This is a genomic window from Methylocystis sp. B8 (assembly GCF_005771425.1).
Taxonomy (GTDB): Bacteria; Pseudomonadota; Alphaproteobacteria; order Rhizobiales; family Beijerinckiaceae; genus Methylocystis.
On record NZ_VBTZ01000001.1, the window covers coordinates 973206 to 994796 of the forward strand.

General features: G+C 60.8%; 26 protein-coding genes and 2 tRNA genes. 11 read left to right on the forward strand and 17 right to left on the reverse strand.

What is annotated here, in order from left to right; translation table 11 throughout:
• Positions 1-45: 45 nt before the first annotated feature.
• Complete coding sequence (locus tag FEV16_RS04670) at positions 46-1164, reverse strand: methyltransferase (protein ID WP_138166385.1); 1119 nt, start codon at positions 1162-1164, stop codon at positions 46-48.
• Between the two features lie 131 nt (positions 1165-1295).
• Here FEV16_RS04670 and FEV16_RS04675 point away from each other — a divergent pair.
• Positions 1296-1372 (forward strand) — tRNA-Arg (locus FEV16_RS04675).
• Positions 1373-1562: 190 nt separating this feature from the next.
• The gene (locus FEV16_RS04680; protein ID WP_138166386.1) at positions 1563-1775 is read left to right on the forward strand and encodes a cold-shock protein; all 213 of its coding nucleotides are present in this window, start codon (positions 1563-1565) and stop codon (positions 1773-1775) included.
• Positions 1776-2183: 408 nt separating this feature from the next.
• Here FEV16_RS04680 and FEV16_RS16800 read toward each other — a convergent pair whose 3' ends face one another.
• The gene (locus FEV16_RS16800; RefSeq protein ID WP_171015125.1) at positions 2184-2381 is read right to left on the reverse strand and encodes a hypothetical protein; all 198 of its coding nucleotides are present in this window, start codon (positions 2379-2381) and stop codon (positions 2184-2186) included.
• A 19-nt stretch (positions 2382-2400) separates the two neighbouring features.
• Here FEV16_RS16800 and FEV16_RS04690 point away from each other — a divergent pair, with 19 nt between their 5' ends.
• The 3 genes from FEV16_RS04690 (at position 2401) to FEV16_RS17415 (ending at position 3265) form a co-directional block, all read left to right on the forward strand.
• Entirely contained in the window at positions 2401-2661 is a 261-nt protein-coding gene (locus FEV16_RS04690) for a hypothetical protein (RefSeq protein ID WP_138166388.1), read from the forward strand.
• Between the two features lie 184 nt (positions 2662-2845).
• Positions 2846-3028, forward strand: coding sequence for a hypothetical protein (locus FEV16_RS16805; RefSeq protein WP_246657168.1), 183 nt, complete (start codon positions 2846-2848; stop codon positions 3026-3028).
• Between the two features lie 102 nt (positions 3029-3130).
• Positions 3131-3265: a hypothetical protein gene (locus FEV16_RS17415; RefSeq protein ID WP_281404839.1), complete on the forward strand. Its 135-nt coding sequence runs from the start codon at positions 3131-3133 to the stop codon at positions 3263-3265.
• A gap of 26 nt (positions 3266-3291) precedes the next feature.
• On the opposite strand, the gene FEV16_RS04700 is transcribed toward FEV16_RS17415, so the two are convergent.
• From FEV16_RS04700 to FEV16_RS04715, 4 genes are read right to left on the reverse strand one after another with little or no spacing between them, the layout of a single operon-like run.
• Entirely contained in the window at positions 3292-3777 is a 486-nt protein-coding gene (locus FEV16_RS04700) for a DoxX family protein (protein WP_138166389.1), read from the reverse strand.
• A 57-nt stretch (positions 3778-3834) separates the two neighbouring features.
• Complete coding sequence (locus FEV16_RS04705) at positions 3835-4608, reverse strand: putative DNA-binding domain-containing protein (RefSeq protein ID WP_138166390.1); 774 nt, start codon at positions 4606-4608, stop codon at positions 3835-3837.
• Positions 4605-5519 carry a DUF692 domain-containing protein gene (locus FEV16_RS04710; RefSeq protein ID WP_138166391.1) on the reverse strand — a complete coding sequence of 305 codons (915 nt, stop codon included), beginning with the start codon at positions 5517-5519 and terminating at the stop codon, positions 4605-4607. The genes FEV16_RS04705 and FEV16_RS04710 overlap by 4 nt, the downstream gene beginning before the upstream one ends.
• A gap of 6 nt (positions 5520-5525) precedes the next feature.
• Positions 5526-5807 carry a DUF2282 domain-containing protein gene (locus tag FEV16_RS04715; protein WP_138166392.1) on the reverse strand — a complete coding sequence of 94 codons (282 nt, stop codon included), beginning with the start codon at positions 5805-5807 and terminating at the stop codon, positions 5526-5528.
• 297 nt (positions 5808-6104) lie between these two features.
• Here FEV16_RS04715 and FEV16_RS04720 point away from each other — a divergent pair, with 297 nt between their 5' ends.
• Positions 6105-6680, forward strand: a complete 576-nt coding sequence (locus FEV16_RS04720) for an RNA polymerase sigma factor (protein WP_138166393.1) — start codon at positions 6105-6107, stop codon at positions 6678-6680.
• A gap of 4 nt (positions 6681-6684) precedes the next feature.
• Positions 6685-7368 carry a DUF1109 domain-containing protein gene (locus FEV16_RS04725; protein ID WP_138166394.1) on the forward strand — a complete coding sequence of 228 codons (684 nt, stop codon included), beginning with the start codon at positions 6685-6687 and terminating at the stop codon, positions 7366-7368.
• Between the two features lie 90 nt (positions 7369-7458).
• Here FEV16_RS04725 and FEV16_RS04730 read toward each other — a convergent pair whose 3' ends face one another.
• The gene (locus tag FEV16_RS04730) at positions 7459-7725 is read right to left on the reverse strand and encodes a hypothetical protein (protein WP_138166395.1); all 267 of its coding nucleotides are present in this window, start codon (positions 7723-7725) and stop codon (positions 7459-7461) included.
• Between the two features lie 450 nt (positions 7726-8175).
• Between FEV16_RS04730 and FEV16_RS04735 the strand changes: the two genes are divergently transcribed.
• A complete protein-coding gene (locus tag FEV16_RS04735) occupies positions 8176-9375 on the forward strand; it encodes an efflux RND transporter periplasmic adaptor subunit (protein WP_138166396.1) in 1200 nt (399 codons plus the stop codon).
• Positions 9376-9395: 20 nt separating this feature from the next.
• A complete protein-coding gene (locus FEV16_RS04740; RefSeq protein WP_138166397.1) occupies positions 9396-12674 on the forward strand; it encodes a multidrug efflux RND transporter permease subunit in 3279 nt (1092 codons plus the stop codon).
• Between the two features lie 30 nt (positions 12675-12704).
• Here the strand turns inward: FEV16_RS04740 and FEV16_RS04745 are convergent, their stop codons facing one another.
• The 5 genes from FEV16_RS04745 to fabG form a co-directional block, all read right to left on the reverse strand.
• Entirely contained in the window at positions 12705-12950 is a 246-nt protein-coding gene (locus FEV16_RS04745) for a hypothetical protein (protein ID WP_138166398.1), read from the reverse strand.
• A 103-nt stretch (positions 12951-13053) separates the two neighbouring features.
• Positions 13054-13362: a (2Fe-2S) ferredoxin domain-containing protein gene (locus tag FEV16_RS04750; RefSeq protein WP_246657169.1), complete on the reverse strand. Its 309-nt coding sequence runs from the start codon at positions 13360-13362 to the stop codon at positions 13054-13056.
• Positions 13359-14666: a serine hydroxymethyltransferase gene (gene glyA / locus FEV16_RS04755; protein WP_138166400.1), complete on the reverse strand. Its 1308-nt coding sequence runs from the start codon at positions 14664-14666 to the stop codon at positions 13359-13361. Before glyA ends, FEV16_RS04750 begins: the two co-directional genes overlap by 4 nt.
• Before the next feature lie 321 nt (positions 14667-14987).
• Complete coding sequence (locus FEV16_RS04760) at positions 14988-15677, reverse strand: arylesterase (protein WP_138166401.1); 690 nt, start codon at positions 15675-15677, stop codon at positions 14988-14990.
• 760 nt (positions 15678-16437) lie between these two features.
• Positions 16438-17220, reverse strand: a complete 783-nt coding sequence (gene fabG, locus FEV16_RS04770; protein WP_138166402.1) for a 3-oxoacyl-ACP reductase FabG — start codon at positions 17218-17220, stop codon at positions 16438-16440.
• Positions 17221-17628: 408 nt separating this feature from the next.
• Here fabG and FEV16_RS04775 point away from each other — a divergent pair, with 408 nt between their 5' ends.
• Positions 17629-18384 carry an outer membrane beta-barrel protein gene (locus FEV16_RS04775; protein ID WP_138166403.1) on the forward strand — a complete coding sequence of 252 codons (756 nt, stop codon included), beginning with the start codon at positions 17629-17631 and terminating at the stop codon, positions 18382-18384.
• A 289-nt stretch (positions 18385-18673) separates the two neighbouring features.
• Here the strand turns inward: FEV16_RS04775 and smbP are convergent, their stop codons facing one another.
• Positions 18674-19012, reverse strand: coding sequence for a small metal-binding protein SmbP (gene smbP / locus FEV16_RS04780; RefSeq protein WP_138166404.1), 339 nt, complete (start codon positions 19010-19012; stop codon positions 18674-18676).
• 367 nt (positions 19013-19379) lie between these two features.
• Between smbP and FEV16_RS04785 the strand changes: the two genes are divergently transcribed.
• Positions 19380-19736, forward strand: coding sequence for a hypothetical protein (locus FEV16_RS04785; RefSeq protein ID WP_138166405.1), 357 nt, complete (start codon positions 19380-19382; stop codon positions 19734-19736).
• A 73-nt stretch (positions 19737-19809) separates the two neighbouring features.
• Here the strand turns inward: FEV16_RS04785 and FEV16_RS04790 are convergent, their stop codons facing one another.
• From FEV16_RS04790 to pal, 4 genes are all read right to left on the reverse strand, one after another.
• Positions 19810-20043, reverse strand: coding sequence for a hypothetical protein (locus FEV16_RS04790; RefSeq protein WP_138166406.1), 234 nt, complete (start codon positions 20041-20043; stop codon positions 19810-19812).
• 66 nt (positions 20044-20109) lie between these two features.
• The gene (locus FEV16_RS04795; protein WP_138166407.1) at positions 20110-20307 is read right to left on the reverse strand and encodes a hypothetical protein; all 198 of its coding nucleotides are present in this window, start codon (positions 20305-20307) and stop codon (positions 20110-20112) included.
• A gap of 590 nt (positions 20308-20897) precedes the next feature.
• Positions 20898-20973, reverse strand: a tRNA-Trp gene (locus FEV16_RS04800).
• A 71-nt stretch (positions 20974-21044) separates the two neighbouring features.
• Complete coding sequence (gene pal / locus FEV16_RS04805; protein ID WP_138166408.1) at positions 21045-21566, reverse strand: peptidoglycan-associated lipoprotein Pal; 522 nt, start codon at positions 21564-21566, stop codon at positions 21045-21047.
• Between the last annotated feature and the right edge of the window lie 25 nt (positions 21567-21591).

A 21591-nucleotide genomic window follows, 5' to 3' on the forward strand; every position in this document is an offset into this window, starting at 1 on the left:
TCCGACGCACGCAAAGCGCGCGATCGGGAATCCAACTCAAGAGCCTCACACCGCCTTAGCGACGAGGATGCTTGCAAGGGCAGGCAGCGCGCTGCGCAAGAGTCGAAACTGGCCAAAGCCTGCTTCGCGCAGCAGCGCCTCGATCTCTTCGACACGGCGCGGCTCGCCGCGGCCCATCGCGAGCGTGTAGAAACCGTAATAGGCGTCGAGCGGCTCGGCGCCTTTGACGCCTGACATGCCTTCGATGATGAGCAGCGTCGCGCCGGGCGCGAGCGCCTTCCGCATATTGCGCAGGAGCTTGAGCGCGGAAGCGTCGTCGTGGTCGTGCACGATGCGGATGAGCGTCGCGACGTCGGCGCCTTCCGGCAGAGGATCGTTGAGAAAGTCGCCGCCATGAATGTCTGCGCGATCGAGCAGGCCGACCTCTTCGAGTCGCTCTTTTGCGCGCGCCGCGACGGCGGGAAGATCGAACAAAGTGAGCTGCAAATGCGGCGCGCGCGCGGCTGCGGCCGCGAGAAACACGCCTTCGCCGCCGCCGATGTCCAAGAGGCGCCGATGACGCGAAATATCGTAGGCGTCGAGCGCTTCCTGCGCGACCATCGGCTGCGTCGCCGCCATGAACGCGCTGTAGGGCGCGACTTGCTGCGCCGATAGCGTTTGGGGCGCGTCGCCATCGGAATAGGGCCAATAGTCGGCGAGCCGTCCGCGCTTTTCTTGGCGTAGCAGCGCGACGGGATCAATAAGATCGGCGTAAAGCAGCGGCTGGTGTTCGATGACGGTGAGCGCCTGCGGATTGCCGGCGAAGGCCGCGCCGAGCAGACCAAGCCCGTATGTATCGCCTTTGCGTCGTTCGGCGAGACCGAGCGAAGCGGCGGCGTCGAGAAGGCGGCGCGTCGCGGGTTCGGAAAGCGCAAGTTTCGTCGCGAGCGCGTCGACGCTTAAGGGGCCGTCGCGCAACACGTCGAAGAGCTTGAGTTGCGCGCAGGCGACGAGAACCTGCGAATAGACGAAGCCGGCCGCGAGATCGAGCCCGGCGCGCGCGCCGCGCCGCGCCAGCGGGCGCGTGACTGGATTCTTCAGCGCCCAGCGTTGAAATTGCGGATTGGCCACAATCCTGTCGCGCGCGCTGCGCAATTGTTCGAGCCATTGGTCGAGAAAGTTCAAAGCGCTCCCCCAAAGGTGACGGTCTTCGCCTTAGCACGGCGCCGAGGGCTCGTCTCAGGGCGAGGGTTTCGTCTTAGGGCTCGAGCGGCGTTGCGGCGCAGCGGCCGTTCCTGTAGAAAAGCTGCGCGCCTGCGCCCGTAGCTCAGCTGGATAGAGCGTTGCCCTCCGAAGGCAGAGGTCAGAGGTTCGAATCCTCTCGGGCGCGCCATGCGGCTTTGCAGCGTCACAGCTTGTAATTTTGCCCGTCTGCATTAAGTGTAACGTATCGAGTTTTCGGCCGAACGATCTTGCTTTCGCTCCCTTGGCGCGCCGGCTCCTGACTTCCTCTCCAGAACTTCGATCCTGAAGCGCTACGCAAGTCGTGTGGCGTAGACGGCTTGTTCTTGAAAGGACATGTCATGCAGACCGGTACAGTAAAATGGTTCAACGCCCAAAAAGGCTTTGGCTTCATCCAGCCGGAGTCCGGCGGACCGGACGTATTCGTCCACATCAGCGCGGTTGAGCGCGCCGGCCTGATGGGCCTCGCGGAAGGCCAAAAGCTCAACTACGAAATCGCCATCGATAGGCGCAGCGGAAAGTCCTCGGCGGACCAGTTGCAGATCGCCGCCTAGCCATTGTGAACCCCTGACGGTCCATCCGTCAGGGGTTCAACTTTTTTGCCTTGCAGAAGCGCTTCGAGCATCGGTGCAAGGAATTACAGCCGGGCGGTGGCGCGAAGCCCAACATATGAGGGGCGAGGTATGGCTAAAGGCCAACGGCGCAGCAATCGCGAAGCAAAGAAACCGAAGAAAGACAAAGCTCCTGACGCGGGTTCCGCAGCCGTCAAGGGCTCGTCTTGGCTGACCGTCGAAAAGCTCCAGGCCCGCGAAGCCGGAGCGAAGCGACGGAGGTGATTAGAGCGCGGCGCGCTTTGGGGCGACGACGCGTTCACAGCAGCTCAAGGAGCGCGTCCAATGACGAATGACAACGAAACAAGCCGGCGCTTTCGGCGTCCGGCGCCACGGCTTGCTGCCGTCCCTTCACATAAATTTCCCATCGGCGTCCGCGTGATCCAAAAGTTCGGAGCGGCCACCGGCACGGATTCGTTCCACGTCACTCGTCATCTCCCCGACGCCGGCGCCGGACTGCAGTATCGGATGAAGAGGGATCGCGACGGTCAGGAAAGGGTCGCCGTAGAGTCCGCTCTCGAACGCGTCGCGGGGGACGATTTGATCCAATAGCTCCTGGAGGCGGAAGATGGACGCGAAAGATTATAGAAACGAAGCTGTCCTCTTTTTTTGCAAGGCGACAAATTCAAAATCCAAGTCGCTTATTTTCAGGCGCTTCCCCCACGCCTCGGACGCCATTCGCTACGCGGTAGAGGAACTTACACCGAAAGCGCTCGCAAGTTGTTCCTTGGAAGTGGCTGAGCAGCACTTTTTCGGCAGCGAAATTCGACCTCTTTACGATAGCTCCGACTACCCATTGCGCCGCCGGTCAATGAAGGCGCGCCCATAGCGCGTGACGGCGCGAAAAATCTAGATCAGCTAAGCTCGGGGCGGCCCTTGGCAAACGCTGCTGGGAGGCGCCAGGTCCGCTCGCTTCCCTTTTTGGCGAGCCGCGCAATATTTGATCTTGCAGGCGCAGTCAGGCGAAAAGCCTGAGCGCAAGCGAGGATCAGAAAATGGCCGAGACAAGGAAAGTGGCCAGGACATATGCCAGGAATGTCGTCCACGGGACGACTCCACTCGCATTCGCCGGAATTGGCGCCGCGCTCGCCGCAGGTTTGGGCGTCGCGGCTGCAGGGATATCCGTCGCATTCGCAGGCGCCCTCGCCGGCGCGATAGGCGGAACCATCCTCGGCATGTGGTTAGACCGCCGCTGAGACGACTCTTGCTCATGCCGAGCAAATCGCGTCGCGTGCGGATTCGCACATTCGCTCGGCTACGGAACCGGTAGCGTTCTCTCCATCAAACAGGAGGACGTTATGTCGAAGTTCACCAGCACGATCATTGGAGCCATCATCGGGTCGGCCATTTTCCTTGGAGTCGGCATTGGCCTGGCTCATGCGCATACTGCGCCTCAGCAGACGGGCGTCGTCGTCTACGTTGACGAACCCTGAGATTCCCAGGCAAAGGCGAGCGGCAGCTAAGGCGACCGACGCCGAAACAGCAGATGGTCCAATGATAGTGCGCCGGGTCCGCGAGCGATCAAAACGATGAGAATCGCCGCCCAATAGGCGTGGACGGTCCACCATGCGTCAGGGAAGACGAAGATCTGAATGACCAGCGTCATCATCAGAAGTCCGAGCGCCGACAGGCGCGTCAAAAGACCGATGAAGAGCAGCAGCGGCAGAATGAATTCCATGGCGCTCGCCATATAGGCGGAGACCGTCGGCGAAATGAGCGGCACCTTATATTCATCGGCGAACAAGGCGAATGTCGCGTCGCGGATCGCTGTCGGGATCTGGAACGACATATCGACGCCTAAAATCTCGCCGCCGATCGTCGGTCCTTCAATCTTGGTCTGGCCGGAGACGAAGAAAGGATGCGCGGCGACAATCCGTAGAAAAAGCGCGATCAGAGAGTAGGGGATCGCATCCAACCACCCTGCAGTTCTTCTTATGATGTTCATGAGGCCTCAAGCTCCATCAGGATCGGGTAGGCCGCGGCTATAATTGTTCCTCTTCCATCAATGCGCGACCCTAATGGCGACGAAAGCCTCGGCCAAGATCAACTCGCGCAGGCAGGCTGTCAGATCAAAATCCGTCGCTACGGCGGTTGCCGCATTCACAGCCTCGCCGAACGTTTGTCTGTCCTGAAGCGCGTCCACGAAGACTGCGCCGCCCGCGGGGAGCGTTGACACTCTGATCTCCAGCTCAGGCCGAACGACAAGCGCCTCTTCGCCGCGATTCAAATCAAGGGGCGTCATCTCTTCACCCGACATGTGTTGTCGCCAGATTGAAACAATCGGATATGTCGACGCGATGACTTGGGTCGAGGGATGCAGGGTCGCCGTTGCGTTCTCCAGCCGATCAGGAGGAAGGGCGCGTACGGATCCTATTGTCAGCGGCGCGGCGTCCTCGGCGTGATAGGCTTGGCCGACGGCATATTCCAGCCGCGCGACATCCGACAGATAGGAAAGCTCGCGCGCTGGCTCGAACTGCGAGACAAATGTCGCGAAGCCCCCTCCATACTCAAATAGCATCGGCGCGCAGGGAAGGAATTCGCGCATATAGCAATGCGCCATGGCTCGGAAAAACTCTTCTCCAACCAATTGCCAGCAAACCGGAAATCGTTCGGATAGCGCGTCGACGAGTCCGACGCATACATTGTTGCGATAGACCGCGAAGCGTTTCTCCGGCGAAAAGCCGCGGGGCGTTTCGAGCCCGTTCGGCGGCGGCAGCTCGGGATCAAGCAACGCGCGGACAAATGCGCCTTGATCGAAGTCGGCCGGCGCCGTCATTGGATCGCCGCCGATATCGAGTTGTCCTCGACGGCGGATCGCCGCCTCGCAAGGAATGATTCCGCGCGCATGGCTTGCGCAAAGAGAACCTTCCACGGCGGAACGTCATTGTCCCATTCGATCAGAGTCGCGACTGGGCGGCATCGCGAGAGGGCATGAACATAGAGCCGCCAAACCCCTTCTTGGACTGGCGCGCAATGGGCGTCGATCAGGAGAGGATCGCCGACCTCGTCGGCATCCTCGGCATATCCGGCGAGATGGATCTCTTCGACAAAGGACATCGGAAAGGCGTCGATATAATCCTCCGCCGAGAAGCCGAGATTCGTCGCGCTGATATAGGCGTTGGTAACGTCGAGCAGCAGCCGGCAGTCCGTGCGGCGGACGACCTCTCGCAAGAATTCGATCTCGGAATAATCCGAGGATTGGAAGCGGAGATAGGCTGCCGGATTTTCGATGAGGATGGGTCTGGCAAGCGCCTCTTGAATTTCATTCACATGAGCGACGACATGCGTCAGAGTCGACGCGTTGTAGGGCAGGGCGAGCAAGTCATTGAGAAAGCGGCCGCCCTGCGTCGACCAGGCGAGATGTTCGGAGAACGCGGCGGGCTTGTAGCGGTCGACAAGAGTTTTCACGCGGGCAAGATGCTCGCGATCGAGTGGCTCGGCGCCGCCGATCGAGAGTCCGACGCCATGAATTGACAGCGGAAAGTCGCGGCGCAGCCGCGTGAGCTGTGCGTGTGGAGCGCCTCCCGCGCCCATGTAATTCTCGGCGTGGATTTCGAAGAAGCCGACATCGGGCGCCGAGGCCTCGATGTCGGCGAAATGCACGCTCTTAAATCCAACCCCCGCGCGAGCAGGCAGCGAGGACGCCGCATGCGCGCAGCTATGAGCGGGAAGGGAAGGCGCTCCCATATGGCTCTAGTTCGGGAGCGGCTCGAGGCTGCCCTTGCCTTTGGGCGTCACGATCGCCGAGCAAGTGCCCTTTGGGACATATTTCCATGCGCCGCCCTGATAATCCGTCTTCGACGTTCCGGCGCAACTGGTTCCCGGCCCCGCCGCGCAATCATTCTTGCCCTTCAAGGACACGCCAAAGCACTTCTCCTGCTCGGCCTTTGCGGCTTTCGCGGTTTCGGCCAGGGTAACGGCCGTCGCGAAGGCGCCCGCGATAGCGATGGCGGCGCGAAGCTTCTTATCTGACATTCTGATCTCCCTCTGCTTTCCATCAGGTTATTCACAAGAACAGGCAGTCGGTTGAAAATCTGACGTTTTCGGAGCGTTGATCGAGTTGACCCCCGCAGCTTTAAGGGTCAATTCGTCATGACGGCGGCAAAGGTTACAACCAAAGGCCGCAGACTGGACAGCCCAAAGCCCGAATAGGAAAGATGGCGCGTCGACGCCTAAGTGACTAGAACTGGCGTCGTCAACTATGCGCTCCGGCCTAGTCCGAAATCGGGCTGCGGAGCGTCAGAGCCAAGCCAAGCAGATTCGCAAGCGGACATGGGCGAATTGGGCGATACGTCGAACGATCGGGAAAGTCGCTGGCGCGCGCTGATGGCGTCAGCGCAGGACGGCGATCACGCGGCCTACGGCGAGCTTTTGTCCGATCTCTTTCCCGTCTTGCGGCGCTTCGTCTTGCGAAGATGGCCGAATGCGCATGATACGGAAGATGTGGTGCAGGAAATCCTGGTGTCTATTCATACCGTGCGCCAGACATACGATCGTCGGCGGGCCTTCACGCCCTGGCTTATGACCATCGCCGCGCGGCGCGCCGCCGACGCCGCGCGAAGGCGTTATGCGCGAGGCGCCAATGAAACGACAGTCGATGTTTTGCCTGAAACCTTTTACGGCGACGGCGCGAAATCCGAACAGGAGACGAGCGACGATCAGGAGGCTATTCGTCGAGCCATGGCGCTTCTGCCGGCGGGCCAGCGCCAGGCGATTGAACTGGTCAAGATCCAAGGTCTCTCGCTGGAGGAGGCGTCTCAGGTCACGGGGAAGAGCGTCGGTTCTCTGAAAGTCGGAGTCCATCGAGCAATCAAAGCGATGCGGCAGGCGTTGGAGCGGAATTGCTAGGCGAATGTTGAAGGAAGACCTGATCCGGACCTTGACCGAGAATTGCGCGCCCGTACGCCCTCTTGCGCATCCCGCATGGCGCGCGCTCGTTTGGTTCGCGGTTTCTCTTTGCTATGTCGCGGTCGTGGCGGCGGTCATGGGGATCAGGCCAGATTTGCTCGCCAAGATCGCCGACCCGCGGTTTGCGACGGAACTGGCTGCGGCGTTCCTGACGAGCGTCGTGGCGGCGGCTGGCGCTTTCAGCGCCGGCTGTCCTGCGCGCCCGGTCTGGGAACGATTCGTCTTCGTATTTTTCTTTCTGATCTGGGCCGGCGCTCTCGCCGTCGGATGCTGGAGGGACGTCGAAGCCTTCGGACTGACTGGCCTCTTGTCTCATTCGGACATTTATTGTTTGCCGACGATCCTCGCCATCAGCATACCGACGGCGCTTTTAATCCTTTCGATGGTCAAACGCGGCGCGCCTATCGCGCCATTCGTGACGATCGGACTTGCGGCGCTCGCATCCACCGCCTTGGCGGCGGCGGCGCTGCGTCTGTCCTTCAGAGAAGATGCGGCGGCGTCAGTCTGTATCTGGCAATTCGGCTCCGTCGTCCTGCTGACGGGAATCGCATCGCTTTTCGGCCGAGTGCTGCTGCACTGGACGATGCGCGAAGAGTTGATCGCCTCTTTTCAAGCGCATCGGCGTTGATCACGCCTGCGCGGCCCTTCTGCGGCTCAGGAAATTCGCAAGGAGCGGCGCGGATCAGACCAAGAGAATGATCCGTCCGCGCCGCTTTGATCACATCTCGACGACCTTGCCGCCCTTCTCCTCGCAAGCTTTTGCGGATTTTTCGGGCAGCCACCCCTGACCCTTGCAGGAGTTCATGCCTTTGCAGGAGTTGTTCGCCGTTTTGCAGGCGCTCGTCCCCTTGCATGAATTGATTCCGCTGCAATGGACAGTTTTGCTCATTTTTTTGGCAAGCGCCGGCGCTGTCGCCGCGCCGCTGATAACCAGAGCGATCGCCGCGGCGGCCACCGAGGCGCCTGAAATGATTTTGGCGTTCATTTTTAGTCTCCTTACAAATCAGCTCGCCGGGCGAGCGGGTTGGGGCCTCTTGGGAACCCGCTCACGCTATTCGTCGCCATTATAAATAAGGTTACACTGCGAACCGCTTCAGGAACGGGCATAATCGGCCTGCAGTTTAAATCCGCCGCTGCGGCGACTTGCAGTTCGACCGCACAGCGCCGTCGCATTCCGCGCCAGGCGAAATACGAACGCATATTTTTAGCGGCGAATTCCGCTCTTCCTGAGCTGCGAAGAATAAATAAGCTGCGTAAAGAGCTTACTGCTTCCCATCCCAGGCGTCAGTCTGCGTATTTCGACAAGGCTTGGTCGGGCTGACAAAAAAGCTCCGCGCGCGATTTGCCTTCTGACGGCGCTGATCTTACTTCGTGTCTGCGTGTTGCGCCGGTCAAAAATGACAGGTTCAATGCGAATGTCGAAACCGGAGGTGAGATGACGTTATTGGCTTTTGTGGCTGCGCGCGGCGGCGACGGTCACGGGAGAGTCGTCCGCATACTGCACAAAACATTCGTGGCGTTGCTGATTTTCGCGCAGCCGTCCGGGGCGCGCGCCGAAGGTCCGACTCCGGAAGTGGTGGTCTCCCGCCCTCTCGCCAAGACGATTCCGCATTGGGAAGAATATACGGGCCGTTTCGAGGCCTTAAAGCAGGTCGAGGTGCGCGCCCGGGTCTCAGGCACTCTAGAGAAGATCAATTTTACGGACGGGCAGTTCGTCAAAGCCGACGACGTTCTTTTCGTCATCGATCAGCGCCCATATCAGATCGCTGTCGACAGCGCGCGCGCGGAACTCGCCAGGACGCAAGCGCAGGCCGCGATGTCGACCCGCGACTACGCGCGCGCGCAGGAGATGACTCAGGGGCGGACCATCACCGCACGCGACGTCGATCAGCGCAAAGCGAGCAGCGAGATCGCCAAGGCGCAGGTTGCGAGCGCAGAAGCGGCGCTTCGAAACGCCGAGCTCAATCTCGAATGGACGCAGGTTCGCGCGCCCATCTCCGGGCGGGTGTCCGACCGCCGCGTCGATCCGGGCAATCTCGTCCAAGGCGGACAGGCCGGCGCGACCTTATTGACGACGATCGTGACGCTCGATCCCATCCACTTTGTCTTCGACGCCTCGGAAGCGGATTACATCCGCTATGCCCGCGGGTCGGAAAATCAAAAGAAACCGGAGCGCGAATTCAACAATCGCGTTTCCGTGCGGCTCGCCGACGAGACGGAATGGACGCGCAGCGGCGTCATGGACTTCCTCGACAATCAGATCAATCGGCGCTCTGGCACAATCCGCGGCCGAGCCGTCTTCGACAATAAGGATTACTTCCTCACGCCCGGCGCCTTTGGTCGTCTGCGCCTGTTCAGCGGCGACGTCGCCGCGTTGCTCATTCCCGACGCCGCGATCGTCTCCGATCAGACGAGCAAGACCGTGCTCGTCGTAACGGACGACAATAAAGTCATCGCCAAATCGGTGGCTCTCGGTCCCATCCATAGGGGCTTGCGCGTGATCCAATCCGGCCTTGACGCCAAGGATCGCATCGTGATCGGCGGACTCGCGAACCCGATGGTTCGGCCCGGCGCGTCCGTGCGGCCGAAAGAAGGCGAGATCAAAGAAGCGCCCGTCGCGCTTGGCGGCAGATAGACTCCAGATCCAGGGACGCCATGCGCATTTCGCATTTCTTCATCGAGCGGCCGATCTTCGCGACAGTGCTTTCCGTTCTTCTGATGCTTGCGGGGGCGATCGCGCAGGGCGCCCTCCCAGTTTCGGAATATCCGGAAATTGCGCCGCCGACGGTCAATATCAGCGCGACCTATCCAGGCGCCTCGGCGGACGTCATCGCCGAGACTGTAGCCTCGCCGATCGAGCAGGAGGTCAATGGCGTCGACAACATGCTCTACATCACGTCGCAATCGACAGGCGACGGACATGTGTCAATCGACGTCGTGTTCAAGCCGGGCGTCAATATCGATCTCGCCCAGGTGCTCGTCCAGAACCGCGTCGCCATCGCCAATCCGCGCTTGCCGGAAGAGGTGACGCGCTTCGGCGTCGTCGTGAAAAAAGCCTCGCCGGACCTGATGATGGTGGTTCACCTGCTGTCGCCGGATGGCTCGCGCGACCAGCAATATATTTCAAACTACGCGACGCTTTACGTGAAGGACGCGATCGCTCGAATAGATGGCGTCGGCGACGCGCGCCTCTTTGGCGCGAGAGACTATTCGATGCGCGTCTGGCTTGATCCGGCGAAAGTCGAGGCGCGCGATCTGACGCCGGGCGACGTCGTCGCCGCCCTGCGCGCCGCCAATCTGCAAGTCGCCGCCGGCGCGGTCAATCAGCCGCCCGCGGCCTCGGCGGGCGCCTTTCAGCTTTCGGTGCAGACGCTCGGACGGCTCAGCACGCCGGAGCAATTTGGCGATATCGTTATCCGCGCCGACGCCGACGGCGAGATTCATCTGCGCGACCTCGCGCGGATAGAATTCGGCGCGCAGGACTACACGCTCAACGCCTATCTCAACCACGACGTCGCCACGGCGCTCGGCATTTTCCAGCGTCCCGGCTCAAACGCCTTGCAGACCGCTGAAGCCGTCAAGCAGGAGATGGAGCGGCTCAAGAAGAATTTTCCCGCCGGGGTCGATTACACGGTCGTCTATAATCCAACGGAGTTCATCCAGCAGTCGGTGGACGAGGTCGTCCACACGCTGCTCGAAGCGATCGTCCTCGTCGTTCTCGTCGTCATTCTGTTTTTGCAGACATGGCGCGCGGCTATCATTCCTGTGGCGGCGATCCCGGTTTCGCTCATAGGCAGTTTCGCCGTGATGAAGGTCGCAGGGCTGAGCTTCAACACGTTGTCGCTCTTTGGTCTTGTGCTCGCGATCGGCATCGTCGTCGACGACGCGATCGTCGTCGTTGAGAACGTCGAGCGCTATCTCGCGCAGGGGCTTTCGCCGAAAGAGGCCGCGCACAAGACTATGGATGAAGTCGGCGGCGCGCTGATCGCGATCGCGCTGGTGCTTTGCGGCGTCTTCATTCCGGTAGCCTTTATCAGCGGCTTGCAGGGCGCCTTTTACAAGCAGTTCGCGATCACCATTGCGAGCGCCACGATCATCTCGGCCTTCGTTTCGCTGACGTTGTCGCCGGCGTTGGCGTCGATCTTGTTGAAGCCGCATGACGCGGAAGAGAACGCGAACCATCGGCTGGGCTGGGCGCATGCGCTTCTGCGTCGCTTCTTCGACGGCTTCAACGCCGGCTTTGACCGGCTCTCGACATCGTACGGCGCGGCGACGGCGCGTCTTGTCCGCCTGGGCGTCGTCATGCTCGCCGTCTATGCAATTCTCATCTTTTTTGCCTTGGATCTGTTACGCCGGACGCCGACGAGCCTCATCCCGCAGCTCGATCGCGGCTATGTCATCGCCGCCTTTCAATTGCCGCCGGGCGCGACGCTCGACCGGACCGACAAGGTGATGCGCGAGGCGACCGACATCATCCTGAAACGGGACGGCGTAAAGGACGCTGTCGTTTTCACCGGCTTCGACGGCGCGACATTCACCAATGCGCCTAACACAGGCGTGATCTTTGTCACGCTGGAGGACTTCGAACAACGCGCGAAAAAGGGGCTGACGTCGGACGAGATCCAAGCCGATCTTTATGGACAATTGTCGAAACTGACCGATGCCTTCTCCTTTGTGCTGGCGCCGGCGTCGGTTCCCGGCATCGGCACTGGCGGCGGTCTCAAGGGCTATGTGCAGGACCGCGCTGGTCGGGGACTTCCAACGCTTGAAGCCGCGACGTGGACGCTTGCAGGCGCTGCCGGGCAATCGGGCGAATTCACCCAGGCGTTCACGTTGTTCAACACGCGCACGCCGCAAATTTTTGCCGACGTCGATCGCACGAAGGCCGAGCTCATCGGCGTGCCGATCTGGCGGGTGTTCGAGACGCTGTCGATCTATCTTGGCTCGACCTTCGTCAATGACTTCAACGTGCTTGGACGCACCTACCGCGTCATGGCGCAGGCGGACAATCCATATCGCCTTACCTTGCGCGACATCGCCAATCTCAAGACGCGCAGCGCCTCGGGCGCAATGGCGCCGATCGGCGCCGTCGCCACATTCCGCGACACCACGGGCGCGTTCCGTGTGCCGCGCTACAATCTGTATCCGGCCGCAGAGGTTCAACTCAATCTTGCCCGCGGCGTTTCTTCCGGCCAGGGCATTGCGTCGGTCGAAAAGCTCGCATCTGAAAAACTGCCGCAGGGTTTCGGCTTCGAGTGGACCGAAATCGCCCTGCAGGAAAAGCTTGCCGGCCACACCGCGGCGGTCGCCTTCGGCCTCGCGGTGGTGTTTGTGTTTCTGCTCCTCGCCGCGCTTTACGAGAGCCTGCTGCTGCCGGTCTCAGTAATCCTCATCGTGCCGATGTGCATTCTCGCGGCGATGCTCGGCGTCGTGTCGCGCGGCATTGATCGCAACATTTTGGTCGAGATCGGTCTCGTCGTGCTGATCGGATTGGCTGCGAAGAACGCGATTCTCATCGTCGAATTCGCCAAGCAGGCGGAGGACGCCGGCCAATCCAAGTTTGAAGCGGCGGTTACCGCCGCCCGGACGCGTCTTCGCCCTATTCTGATGACGTCGCTCGCCTTCATTCTCGGGGTGCTGCCGCTCGCCGTCGCTCAAGGCGCGGGCGCTGAGATGCGTCAGTCGATCGGCACCGCCGTGTTCTTTGGCATGTTGGGCGTCACTCTGTTCGGACTGATCTTCACGCCGACCTTCTACGTCATCGTGCGCATTCTCGCGCGGCATCTCCCTGAGAGCCTTAGGAGACGCGTCGCTCCTGCAACCGCAAGATCAGGCGACGGTTTCGCGCATGAGATCGGATTTCACGAAGCCAAAAAGATCGACTTTAGCCAAGTGAAGACGTGGCTGGACCAATTTCGGCGCAGGCTTCAATGATTCAGGCGCGGCGAGCCGCGCCTGACAGGCTTATTGGAAATGTTCTGGGCGCAGCTTGGTGCTGTTTGTGGCGGCGAACTCGCGGCGGCAGGCGGGGCTCAACCGCGCCATATTCTCTTGCAGGCAAGATTCGATCTCTTCGACGAAAGGAATATCGGAGCTGCAGAATCTGAAGGCGTCGCCCATGCAATCGGAGCGTTCCTGAGCCGTGCCCTGAGCCGCGGCGGGAGAGACGGCGAACGCCAGGAGAAGCGAAAACGGAATGAGCTTGCGCATGTCGTTCCTTTCAGACCGATGAGTTCTGATAATGCGCAAAGCTACCGTAGAACCGTCGCTCAGAAAAGGCGCTGAACCTCAAAAGCGAAGATCCCTTTGTTAATCACGACTTCGCTGAGCCGAATCTTGTTGGGCAGGCTTGTTCGGCAAGTGCGGCGCGCGCCAACTTAAGAATGTCATCGAGAGATGGATTCGATAGGGCGTCGCCTGAGGGCTCGAAGCGCACGACGGGATCGCGCGTGCAGAGTCGCAGACAGTCGCGCGTCGCGATGACGAGCTGGCCGGATGACAGTTCCTGCGGGAATGTTTGGGTAAAAACCATCTCGGCTGACGCCAGCAGCGCGCGGCCTTTCCCCTCGGCGTCGCAGCATGGGCCGACGCAGACGAGAAGACGCACGGGGAGAGCGTTCACGGGCGTGATTGATAGATTGGGTGTTTTGCGCAGAGCGCGGCGACGTCTTTGCGTGTGGCGCCAATCAACGAGTCATTGTCAGGATTTTTCAGCACGCGATCGATCCATTGCGCAATCATTTCGAACGCGCTGACGCCGAAGCCGCGCGTCGTTCCGGCGTTGCTCGAAAGGCGCAGACCGGATGGCGCCTCAGGCGGACGCGCGTCGAACGGTATCACGTTCTTGTTCACAGCGAGTCCGGCCAGCTCCAGCGCTTTTGCGGCGACATCGCCCGTCAAGCCGCGCGCTGCAAGCTCGACGAGCATTAGGCCGGTGTCCGTGCCGCCTGTGACGATACGCAGGCCGGTATCTGCAAGAGCGCGCGCCAGCGTCTGCGCATTGTCGATCACCGCGCGATTATATGCCGCAAACTCGGGTCGCATGGCTTCGCCAAGGCAGGCCGCCTTGCCGGCGACCCCATGCAACAGCACCGAGCCTTGCACGCCAGGAAATATTCCGGCGTTGATCCTGCCGCTGAAGGCTTCGTCGTTCCACAGGACCATGCCGCCGCGCGCGCCGCGCAGCGACTTGTACGTCGTCGTTGTCACGACATGGGCGTGGGGCAAGGGATCGGGATAGAAGCCTGTTGCGACAAGGCCGGCGAAATGCGCCATGTCGACGAGGAGATAAGCGCCGACCTCGTCGGCGATCGCGCGCAGGCCGGCGAAATCGATCGCGCGCGAATAGGCCGACCCGCCGGCGATGACCATGCGCGGGCGCTCGCGCCGCGCGAGATCGCGCACCTCGTCGAGATCGATGCGCTCGCTTTCGCGGCTGACGCCATAGGAGACGATTCTGTAATCACGCCCGGTCAGCGTCGCGGGATGGCCGTGGCTGATATGACCGCCTGCGGCGACATTCATCGAAAGGATCGCATCGCCGAGTTTCAAGAGTCCGAGAAAGACGCCGGCGTTGGCGTTGGAGCCGGAATGCGGCTGCACATTAACGAAGCGGCATTTGAAGAGTTTCCTCGCCCGCGCGATAGCGAGCCCCTCGACCGCGTCGGCAAATTCCGCGCCGCCGTAATAGCGCGCATAGGGCAATCCCTCCACGGTCTTGTTGGCGAGGATCGACCCCTGCGCTTCGAGCACGAGTCGCGAGACAATGTTTTCCGAGGCGATGAGCTCGATGCAGTCTTGCTGTCGCCGCAACTCGCCGGAGATCGCCGAGGCGAGTTCTGGATCGGAGTCCAGGCCGGCGGCAAAGTAACCTTTATGCGTGACGTTCTGCTCATCCTCCACGGTCGCCTGTCCTTTCCAACCCATAAGAGCGCGCTATGGTCGTCACAGCCAGCTGACGAAAGCGCCGCGTAAGGCGCGCGGCGCTGGTGGCACGATGCAGAGGTCTTTTGTAAGGGAAGAGGAGGCGGGCTGCGAAGAGCCCGCCAGGAGTTGGCGGCAGGCGCCGCCGCTTGGAAACAGCGCCTGCTGCTTGACGCACGATCTGAGTGCGGGAGTTGTCTAGCAGAACCGCGCCGGCGCGTCTTTGCTGCGTTGTGTCCCAAATGTTTCTATAATTGCTCTGGGCGCAGCGCGGGGTGTATTCGAATTGCTACTCGGCGAGCGCAATTTGCGTCTGTGCAGGCGTCATTGGCGCGCTAACGCCTCCTGCCCGTGGCGTGACCCGCCGTGGGCCACGCGGATCTGCTGTAGACTGGCCTCGATCATCGGCGCGATTCCGGCGACCATTCTCGCTGTCCCCAAGGCGTTAGGATGCTCGTTGTCGCTCTGCATGAGCCACGGATGACCGTATACGCCGGCAAGCATGAACGGATACAGCGGCACGCGCTGCCTCTGCGCGAGGGTCGGGTAGATATTGTTGAAGCCGACGATGTAGTTCGGACCGTTTTTCGGCAGCGAAAGCATGCCGGCAAGGATAACTCGGGCGCCGCGCGCCTTGAAGATCCGAATGATGGCGTCGAGATAGCGGTATGTGACGCGCGGATCGGTATGATCCAGCATGTCGTTGGCGCCAAACTCGACCAGCACAAGATCGGGATTGGTTTGCAGCGCCTGATTGATGCGCGTGTAGCCGTTGCCGCTAGTGTCGCCAGGCTCCGATCCGTTCCACACGAGAACGTCATAGCCGTCGGCGTGGAGCCTGCGGCTGAGTTGCTGTGGAAAGCCCTGCTCTTCGGGCAGATCGAAGCCATTAGTGAGGCTGTCGCCGAAAATAAGCAGGTTTATAGGCTGCGCCAGGGCCGGCGGAGCCAGAAAGGACAGTAAAAGCGCGAATGCCGCGACTTTAGATGAAAATGTGAACGGCGCCTTTGTCATCGCCGGCTCCTTTAATTAGCTCTGCAATACAACTAGGGCGACGTGACGCCTCAGCCAGAATCGAAACTCAATGAAGTTTTCGCGTAAGACGAAACCAGCGCAAGTTTGATCGGACCCGAAGCGCGCGCCGACTGCCCTTCAACTGAAAAATCAATTAGTCGCTAAAGTTGCACGCCTGATTTCCGCCGCGAGCTTGCGGCGAACGGATGGTTCGCGCGGGCTATTTAGTGGGATAGGGCGGGCGAGGTGGAGGAGGGCGCGGCGCCGGGCCTGGGGAGGCGGTCATCGCCGTAAAGAGTCTCTGGAGGAAGCACCTCGAATCATATGGCGTCACCCCCATGTTGCAGTCGGGGTCGGGAATATAGAGAGGCGGTTGGAGCGTATCAGAAAGCGCCGTGCAAACCGGGTCTGTGTACGGAGCTCCGATGCTGTCTGTGACGATCGGGTGACCGCATTTGTCGACAGGCGGCGGTCCCTCTTCGGCTTGAGCGCTGGAGAGCGCAGCGGACAAAATCGCAATGGCCAAGGCGTTTCTCATGAACCCACCGCTTCGGTGGGGATCTCGTCGCGGACGCCCCGCTGAAAACATGAGACAAGCGCCTTCCTGTGAAGATCTCACGATATTCCTCTCTCGAAAGCATCAGTCGGTGACGCAGCCATCCTAGAATCCAGCCACTCCTTATAGCCCATCCAGCTAGGTCATCGAAACTGTCGTCGTCGCAATCGCGGGCGGACCGAAGCTCCGTCTCACCGACGTCTCTCAACCCATATCCTGCAGCGCCGTTAGCGACTCAGGCAGCACCTGCCCGCCGTCGATCACCAGCGTTTGGCCGGTGACGTAGCCGGCTTCGTCGCTGGCGAAAAACAGCGCGGCGTAAGCGATGTCCTCGACGCTCCCGAGGCGGCGTTGCGGGATGGAGGCCGTCATCTTGGTCAGATATTCCTCGCCGAGTTCGTCGAGTCCTTCGGTGTGAATGTTGCCAGGCAAAACGGCATTGATGGTGATCCCGAACGGCGTCAGTTCCAACGCCGCCGTGCGCATGAATCCGAGCTGTCCCGCCTTACTCGCCGCGTAGTGCGTCCAGCCCGGATAGCCTGTAATCGGGCCAGTTATGGAGGAGGTGAGCACGATGCGCCCGCGGCCGCCCGCCGCCAGCGCTGGCGTGCAGGCCCGCACGCAAAGGAAAGCGCCAGCAAGATTGGTGGACAGCACCTCGTTCCATTGCTCCAGGGTCATTTCCATCATGCGGGCGGCTGGAAAGACGCCGGCGTTGGCGCAGAGAATGTCGATGCCGCCATGCCGCTCGAGCGCCGTGGCGGCCATCCTCTCAACATCGTCCGGGTTGCCGACATCGGCGGCGAAACTGCTCGCGCGTCCGCCCTCCGCCCGAATCGCGGCCGCCGTCGCCTCGGCCTGCGCGAGATCCCGGCCAACCACCAGCACCTGCGCGCCCCTGGACGCAAAGACGCGCGCCATGCCGCGGCCAATGCCGCGGCTGCCTCCAGTCACGATGACCGATCGATTGGCGATGGAGGTGAGCATCGAACGACGCCTTTCTGCGGTTGCTCAAAGGGGGTGGTCCCAGAAGAATCACGCGCCTTGCGGGAGAGAGAAGGACCTCATCGGCGTCGTCAATGCGATGCAGCAACGCGGCTGAAGGTTACGCGGCCGGCTCAGCAGAACAGTGAACCTGTGGATTTCGCCCAATAAGAGGCGTTGCGTGAAGCGCCTTACAAATTGCGGGAGCATGGCTCTTGCGGGCTTTGTCGCCGGGGCTTTATCGCGCGCCCGAAATGTTGCGCAACTGCCACAGTTGCCCAGAAAGCATGCGGCAATGCCCGAATAGCCGTCATTATCCTTTGACTGAGCAGCAGGTTTTTCTCTATCGACTTGAGTCCAGGGAAGTCAGCCCACCAAGCATTCAAATGCTAACCCTTTAGGAGAAGGCGCATGAAGAAGGCAAGTTTTGCCGCCACGGCCTTAGTGCTGATAGCCGGATCGGCCATGGCCGCCGACCTTCCGTCGTATAAGGCGCCGCCGCCGCCTCCGCCGCCGATCATGACCTGGACAGGTCTCTATGCCGGTCTCAACTTCGGCGTTGGCTTCTACGACAGAAACTCGTCCAACGCGTGGGGCGTGGGCTGGGGCAATCACGGCGGCAGCCGGGCTGGCGTCGTCGGCGGCGGTCAGATTGGTTACAACTACCAGATCACGCCGATGTTCGTCGTCGGCCTCGAGACTGACTTCCAGGGCACGAGCATCGGCTCTGGCGCCGGCGGCAACAGCTGGGGCTGGTTTTTCGGTCTGCCTCCGGTGACGACGGCGACGCTGAACTGGTTCGGCACCGTTCGCGGCCGCGCCGGCATCACGGTGCTCAACTCGAAGGTGCTGATTTACGGCACGGGCGGCTTCGCCTATGGCGAGGTGCAGCGCAACGGCTGGTGGAACCAGAACAGCGCCGTGCAGACGGGCTGGACCGCCGGCGGCGGCGCCGAGTGGATGGTCATTACGAACTGGTCCCTCAAGCTCGAGTATCTGTATACGCAGATCAGCGGCACGGGGAACAACAACAACTGGTTCTGGGTGTTCAACCCGGGCTGGGGCCTCAACAGCCCGAACAACCGCACGCGTTTCCACACGATCCGCGCGGGCGTGAACTATCACTTCAGCTTCGGCTCTCCGGCGCCGGTGCTGGCGAAATATTGATCGACTCGTTCGCAGCAGGTCGATCCTGGAAAGCCCAGCCCTCGTGGCTGGGCTTTTTTTGCGTTACGGGACGAGAGCGTTTGTTATTCGCATTTCGTCAGCTGGAGGGCTGTTGGCCCATAGGCCTACCGACCCACTTTATTCATCAGCACGATTGCACGCATCGATCCCTTGTAAGGGTGGGGGTGTAAGCGCATCGGAGAGCCAATGAATGACAACTCCTCCCCGCATTGTCGCAACATGACGCCCCGACGCCGGATGTAAGCGCGGGGCGTCTTTGCGTTCTCGGCTACTTCTGCGCCGCTTCTAGATGCGTCAACGCCTCTTCGGCGTGGCCAGTCGCCGCGGAGGCGTCCTTTTTCTTGCCTTCCACAATTGACGCCTTCAGATGCGTAATACCTTCCTTGGTGTGCTCATTCTTCTTCGCCTTTTCCGCCGCCTCAGCATGTTTGAGCGCGGCTTTGGCGTGCGTCACCAGCTTGTCTGCATGACCTTCCTTGCCCTCATCGATCGCTTCCTTGGTGTGGCTGATCGCCTCAGCCAAATGATCTTCGGCCAAAGCGATGCGAGGCGCGAACAGCGCTGCGACGCCAATACCAAACGCGAGTGCAAAAATTCTGCGGTTCATTCCAAAACCCTCCCCAATACCATTCCTCTGAAGGGAATGCGTGTGGGATCATAATCCACGATTTGTAGGAGTCGATTGCCGCAATTGACGCGGCAGCGCCGTGAACATGCAAAAAGGCGGCACAAGGAAGTCCCCGCGCTCCGGGCATCTCCCTTTCAGAGATTGGCATTTCATTGCAACGCATCTCTGAATGGCGCGATCTCCGCGACGCAGGCGAGGGCGACATAACACCCTGCCGCTCTCGAAGAACGAACCGGCGCGCCGCACCAAAAAGCATACCCGTCGTGGCTGGTATCTTTACGTATGGCGGTTGCTATCCCAAATGCTAATCTCCAGCCGGGGTGGAACGGCAAAAACTGCGCACGCTATGAAGCGCCTTGTTCTCGTCGACAGGAGAAGCAATCGAGTCTGCGGCGATACTGCGGCTTCAGGCCTCTTTGCGCCAATTTGGACGACGATCGCCGATCGTGACGAGAATATCGCAGGATTGGCCGCTTCAGCCGTCCGGCTTCTAGACGAGAGCCTGGGCAGGACAGTCCGAGACTACATCTTCACGCCATTCGCCTCGGACCAAGATTCAGACGGCTATTTGATTTTTGATTGCAGCGGCTGCAAAGACGCTCCGGCTCCACCGATTGCCTCTGAAACGCCAGAGCCCGACGAAACGATTTACTCCATCATGACGAGTTGCTTTTATGTCGGCTACATCCGTCGCGACCATTGACGCGTCGGCTTTGGGAGCCGAAGACGCGAATCTAAAACTGAGCGAGCGCACAACGGCTCTGAAGCCACTCCCACTATCCTAAATAACGCTTACTGGCTTCTTTGATCAAATCTCGAAGCTGCTTCCTGAGAAGCGATCCGTAAATCTGACGTCCGTCATAGCCTTCGCGATCAAGGCGTTTCACCAGAGCGGCGACGCAACTGCACTCTCCGGAGCGCGCCAGAATGAACGCGCGTTCAAGAGTCGTCATGTTTGTGAGCGTGGCCGCTGCGCTCACCGGACGCATCAGTCGTGCCGCCAACAGCATTGGAGTCGCCGCGCCTTCGTTTCATCTCGGTATCAATTCGGTCATCCTCTCTGCGCTCGACGCCGCTTAGCGCCCACTGCGGTTGCGAGCGCGGTGCCGTCGCAGTTCATCCAACAGAGCCGTCATCCGCTCTGGCAACGGCGCTTCGGGGGTAGTGGCATTTTTGGCTAGGCGCTCGCCGATCCTGTGAAGCACCATGGCGAATTGCTCATCAAGTTCTCTGGCAGTGAAGTTCTGCCAGCCGTCCGGTGCTTTGCCCGGCATCACGCATACTCCCTTGAAGGGAGGGGAACCCGCCTCGCAGTCGGATTGTTCCGCGAAAATGCTAAAAAAATATAGTGTTAGAATGGCCAAGAGCGAATCTCGCGCCGCGGCGCAGCCTGTCACCCGGCGACAATCGCCCGCTCGATCAGGGTTGGATCGTCATCGCCGACGTCAGACCTGTTGACCCGTGGCGAGACGACGTGGCGGCGAAGCAGTGTCGCGTAGGAGAACTCGCCGGCGTCGACAGCGCCTATGCAGTCAAGTGCGTAACAGCGCCAAGCGCCACGAAAGCAACCCAAAACAACATTGAGAAAATGGAAGTTGCGTCGATCTTGATCATAGGTCTGCCCTCTCGTTGTGTTTCCACCATAGGAAAGAGCCTCAGGATCGGATGTGCCGTGACGCACAACTCATGGCGGCGCGCCGGGCTTTTTCGTGCGGGAGGGCGGCGAGACTAATGGCGCGCTCGCTTCAATCGATGTGCTGTCCGCCCAGCGAGGCAAATTGCCAATTCTGCTTACCGAGCGCTTACCGGAATTTATAGCCTATAAGCTTGCCAGACTTTTTTGATCATAAGCAATTGATTTTAATGGCAGGAGTGGAGGGGCTCGAACCCCCAACCCCCGGTTTTGGAGACCGGTGCTCTACCAGTTGAGCTACACTCCTGCAGGCGCGGTAAAGCGCGCGCCTTCAATGCCGCAACGGCGCCCATGACGCAAGGGGCGCGGCGCGTCCGGTCAAGAATTGCCGCCGGAAAGCACCGTGACCACGCGACGGTTCTGCGACCAGCAGGAGATGTCGTCGCAGACGGCGACCGGGCGCTCCTTGCCGTAGCTTACCGTGCGGATGCGCGCCCCCGAGACCCCGCGCGAGATGAGATAATTCTTCGCCACTTCGGCGCGCCGCGCCCCGAGCGCGAAATTATATTCGCGCGTGCCGCGCTCGTCGGCGTGGCCTTCCATGGTGAAGCTGTAGCGCGAATAGCGATTGAGCCACTCGGCCTGCTTGTCGAGCGTCGCTTGCGCCGTCGGGGTCAGCTCGGTCGAATCGGTTTCGAAGAAGATGCGGTCGCCGACATTGACCACGAAGTCCTGTTGGCTGCCCGGACTTGCGACGCCGCCGCGACCGCCCGCGTAGCCGCCGCCTGCGAGATCGCCTGCGGCCTCATCCGCCGTGTTCTTGGCGCAAGCCGAAAGCGCCAGGACCGCCGTCAGCGCGACGACGAATTTGACGCTCGAGGCGCGTTGCGAAAGCAGCATGAGGAACTCCTGTTACGACCACCGA

Excerpts from the sequence above, each read along its gene's own strand:
- FEV16_RS04680 (WP_138166386.1), top strand. The coding sequence starts at position 1,563 with ATGCAGACCGGTACAGTAAAATGGTTCAACGCCCAAAAAGGCTTTGGC.
- FEV16_RS04690 (WP_138166388.1), top strand. The coding sequence starts at position 2,401 with ATGGACGCGAAAGATTATAGAAACGAAGCTGTCCTCTTTTTTTGCAAG.
- FEV16_RS17415 (WP_281404839.1), top strand. The coding sequence starts at position 3,131 with ATGTCGAAGTTCACCAGCACGATCATTGGAGCCATCATCGGGTCGGCC.
- FEV16_RS04700 (WP_138166389.1), bottom strand. The coding sequence starts at position 3,777 with ATGAACATCATAAGAAGAACTGCAGGGTGGTTGGATGCGATCCCCTAC.
- FEV16_RS04705 (WP_138166390.1), bottom strand. The coding sequence starts at position 4,608 with ATGACGGCGCCGGCCGACTTCGATCAAGGCGCATTTGTCCGCGCGTTG.
- FEV16_RS04710 (WP_138166391.1), bottom strand. The coding sequence starts at position 5,519 with ATGGGAGCGCCTTCCCTTCCCGCTCATAGCTGCGCGCATGCGGCGTCC.
- FEV16_RS04715 (WP_138166392.1), bottom strand. The coding sequence starts at position 5,807 with ATGTCAGATAAGAAGCTTCGCGCCGCCATCGCTATCGCGGGCGCCTTC.
- FEV16_RS04720 (WP_138166393.1), top strand. The coding sequence starts at position 6,105 with ATGGGCGAATTGGGCGATACGTCGAACGATCGGGAAAGTCGCTGGCGC.
- FEV16_RS04725 (WP_138166394.1), top strand. The coding sequence starts at position 6,685 with ATGTTGAAGGAAGACCTGATCCGGACCTTGACCGAGAATTGCGCGCCC.
- FEV16_RS04730 (WP_138166395.1), bottom strand. The coding sequence starts at position 7,725 with ATGAACGCCAAAATCATTTCAGGCGCCTCGGTGGCCGCCGCGGCGATC.
- FEV16_RS04735 (WP_138166396.1), top strand. The coding sequence starts at position 8,176 with ATGACGTTATTGGCTTTTGTGGCTGCGCGCGGCGGCGACGGTCACGGG.
- FEV16_RS04740 (WP_138166397.1), top strand. The coding sequence starts at position 9,396 with ATGCGCATTTCGCATTTCTTCATCGAGCGGCCGATCTTCGCGACAGTG.
- FEV16_RS04745 (WP_138166398.1), bottom strand. The coding sequence starts at position 12,950 with ATGCGCAAGCTCATTCCGTTTTCGCTTCTCCTGGCGTTCGCCGTCTCT.
- glyA (WP_138166400.1), bottom strand. The coding sequence starts at position 14,666 with ATGGGTTGGAAAGGACAGGCGACCGTGGAGGATGAGCAGAACGTCACG.
- FEV16_RS04760 (WP_138166401.1), bottom strand. The coding sequence starts at position 15,677 with ATGACAAAGGCGCCGTTCACATTTTCATCTAAAGTCGCGGCATTCGCG.
- fabG (WP_138166402.1), bottom strand. The coding sequence starts at position 17,220 with ATGCTCACCTCCATCGCCAATCGATCGGTCATCGTGACTGGAGGCAGC.
- FEV16_RS04775 (WP_138166403.1), top strand. The coding sequence starts at position 17,629 with ATGAAGAAGGCAAGTTTTGCCGCCACGGCCTTAGTGCTGATAGCCGGA.
- smbP (WP_138166404.1), bottom strand. The coding sequence starts at position 19,012 with ATGAACCGCAGAATTTTTGCACTCGCGTTTGGTATTGGCGTCGCAGCG.
- FEV16_RS04785 (WP_138166405.1), top strand. The coding sequence starts at position 19,380 with ATGAAGCGCCTTGTTCTCGTCGACAGGAGAAGCAATCGAGTCTGCGGC.
- FEV16_RS04790 (WP_138166406.1), bottom strand. The coding sequence starts at position 20,043 with ATGCTGTTGGCGGCACGACTGATGCGTCCGGTGAGCGCAGCGGCCACG.
- FEV16_RS04795 (WP_138166407.1), bottom strand. The coding sequence starts at position 20,307 with ATGCCGGGCAAAGCACCGGACGGCTGGCAGAACTTCACTGCCAGAGAA.
- pal (WP_138166408.1), bottom strand. The coding sequence starts at position 21,566 with ATGCTGCTTTCGCAACGCGCCTCGAGCGTCAAATTCGTCGTCGCGCTG.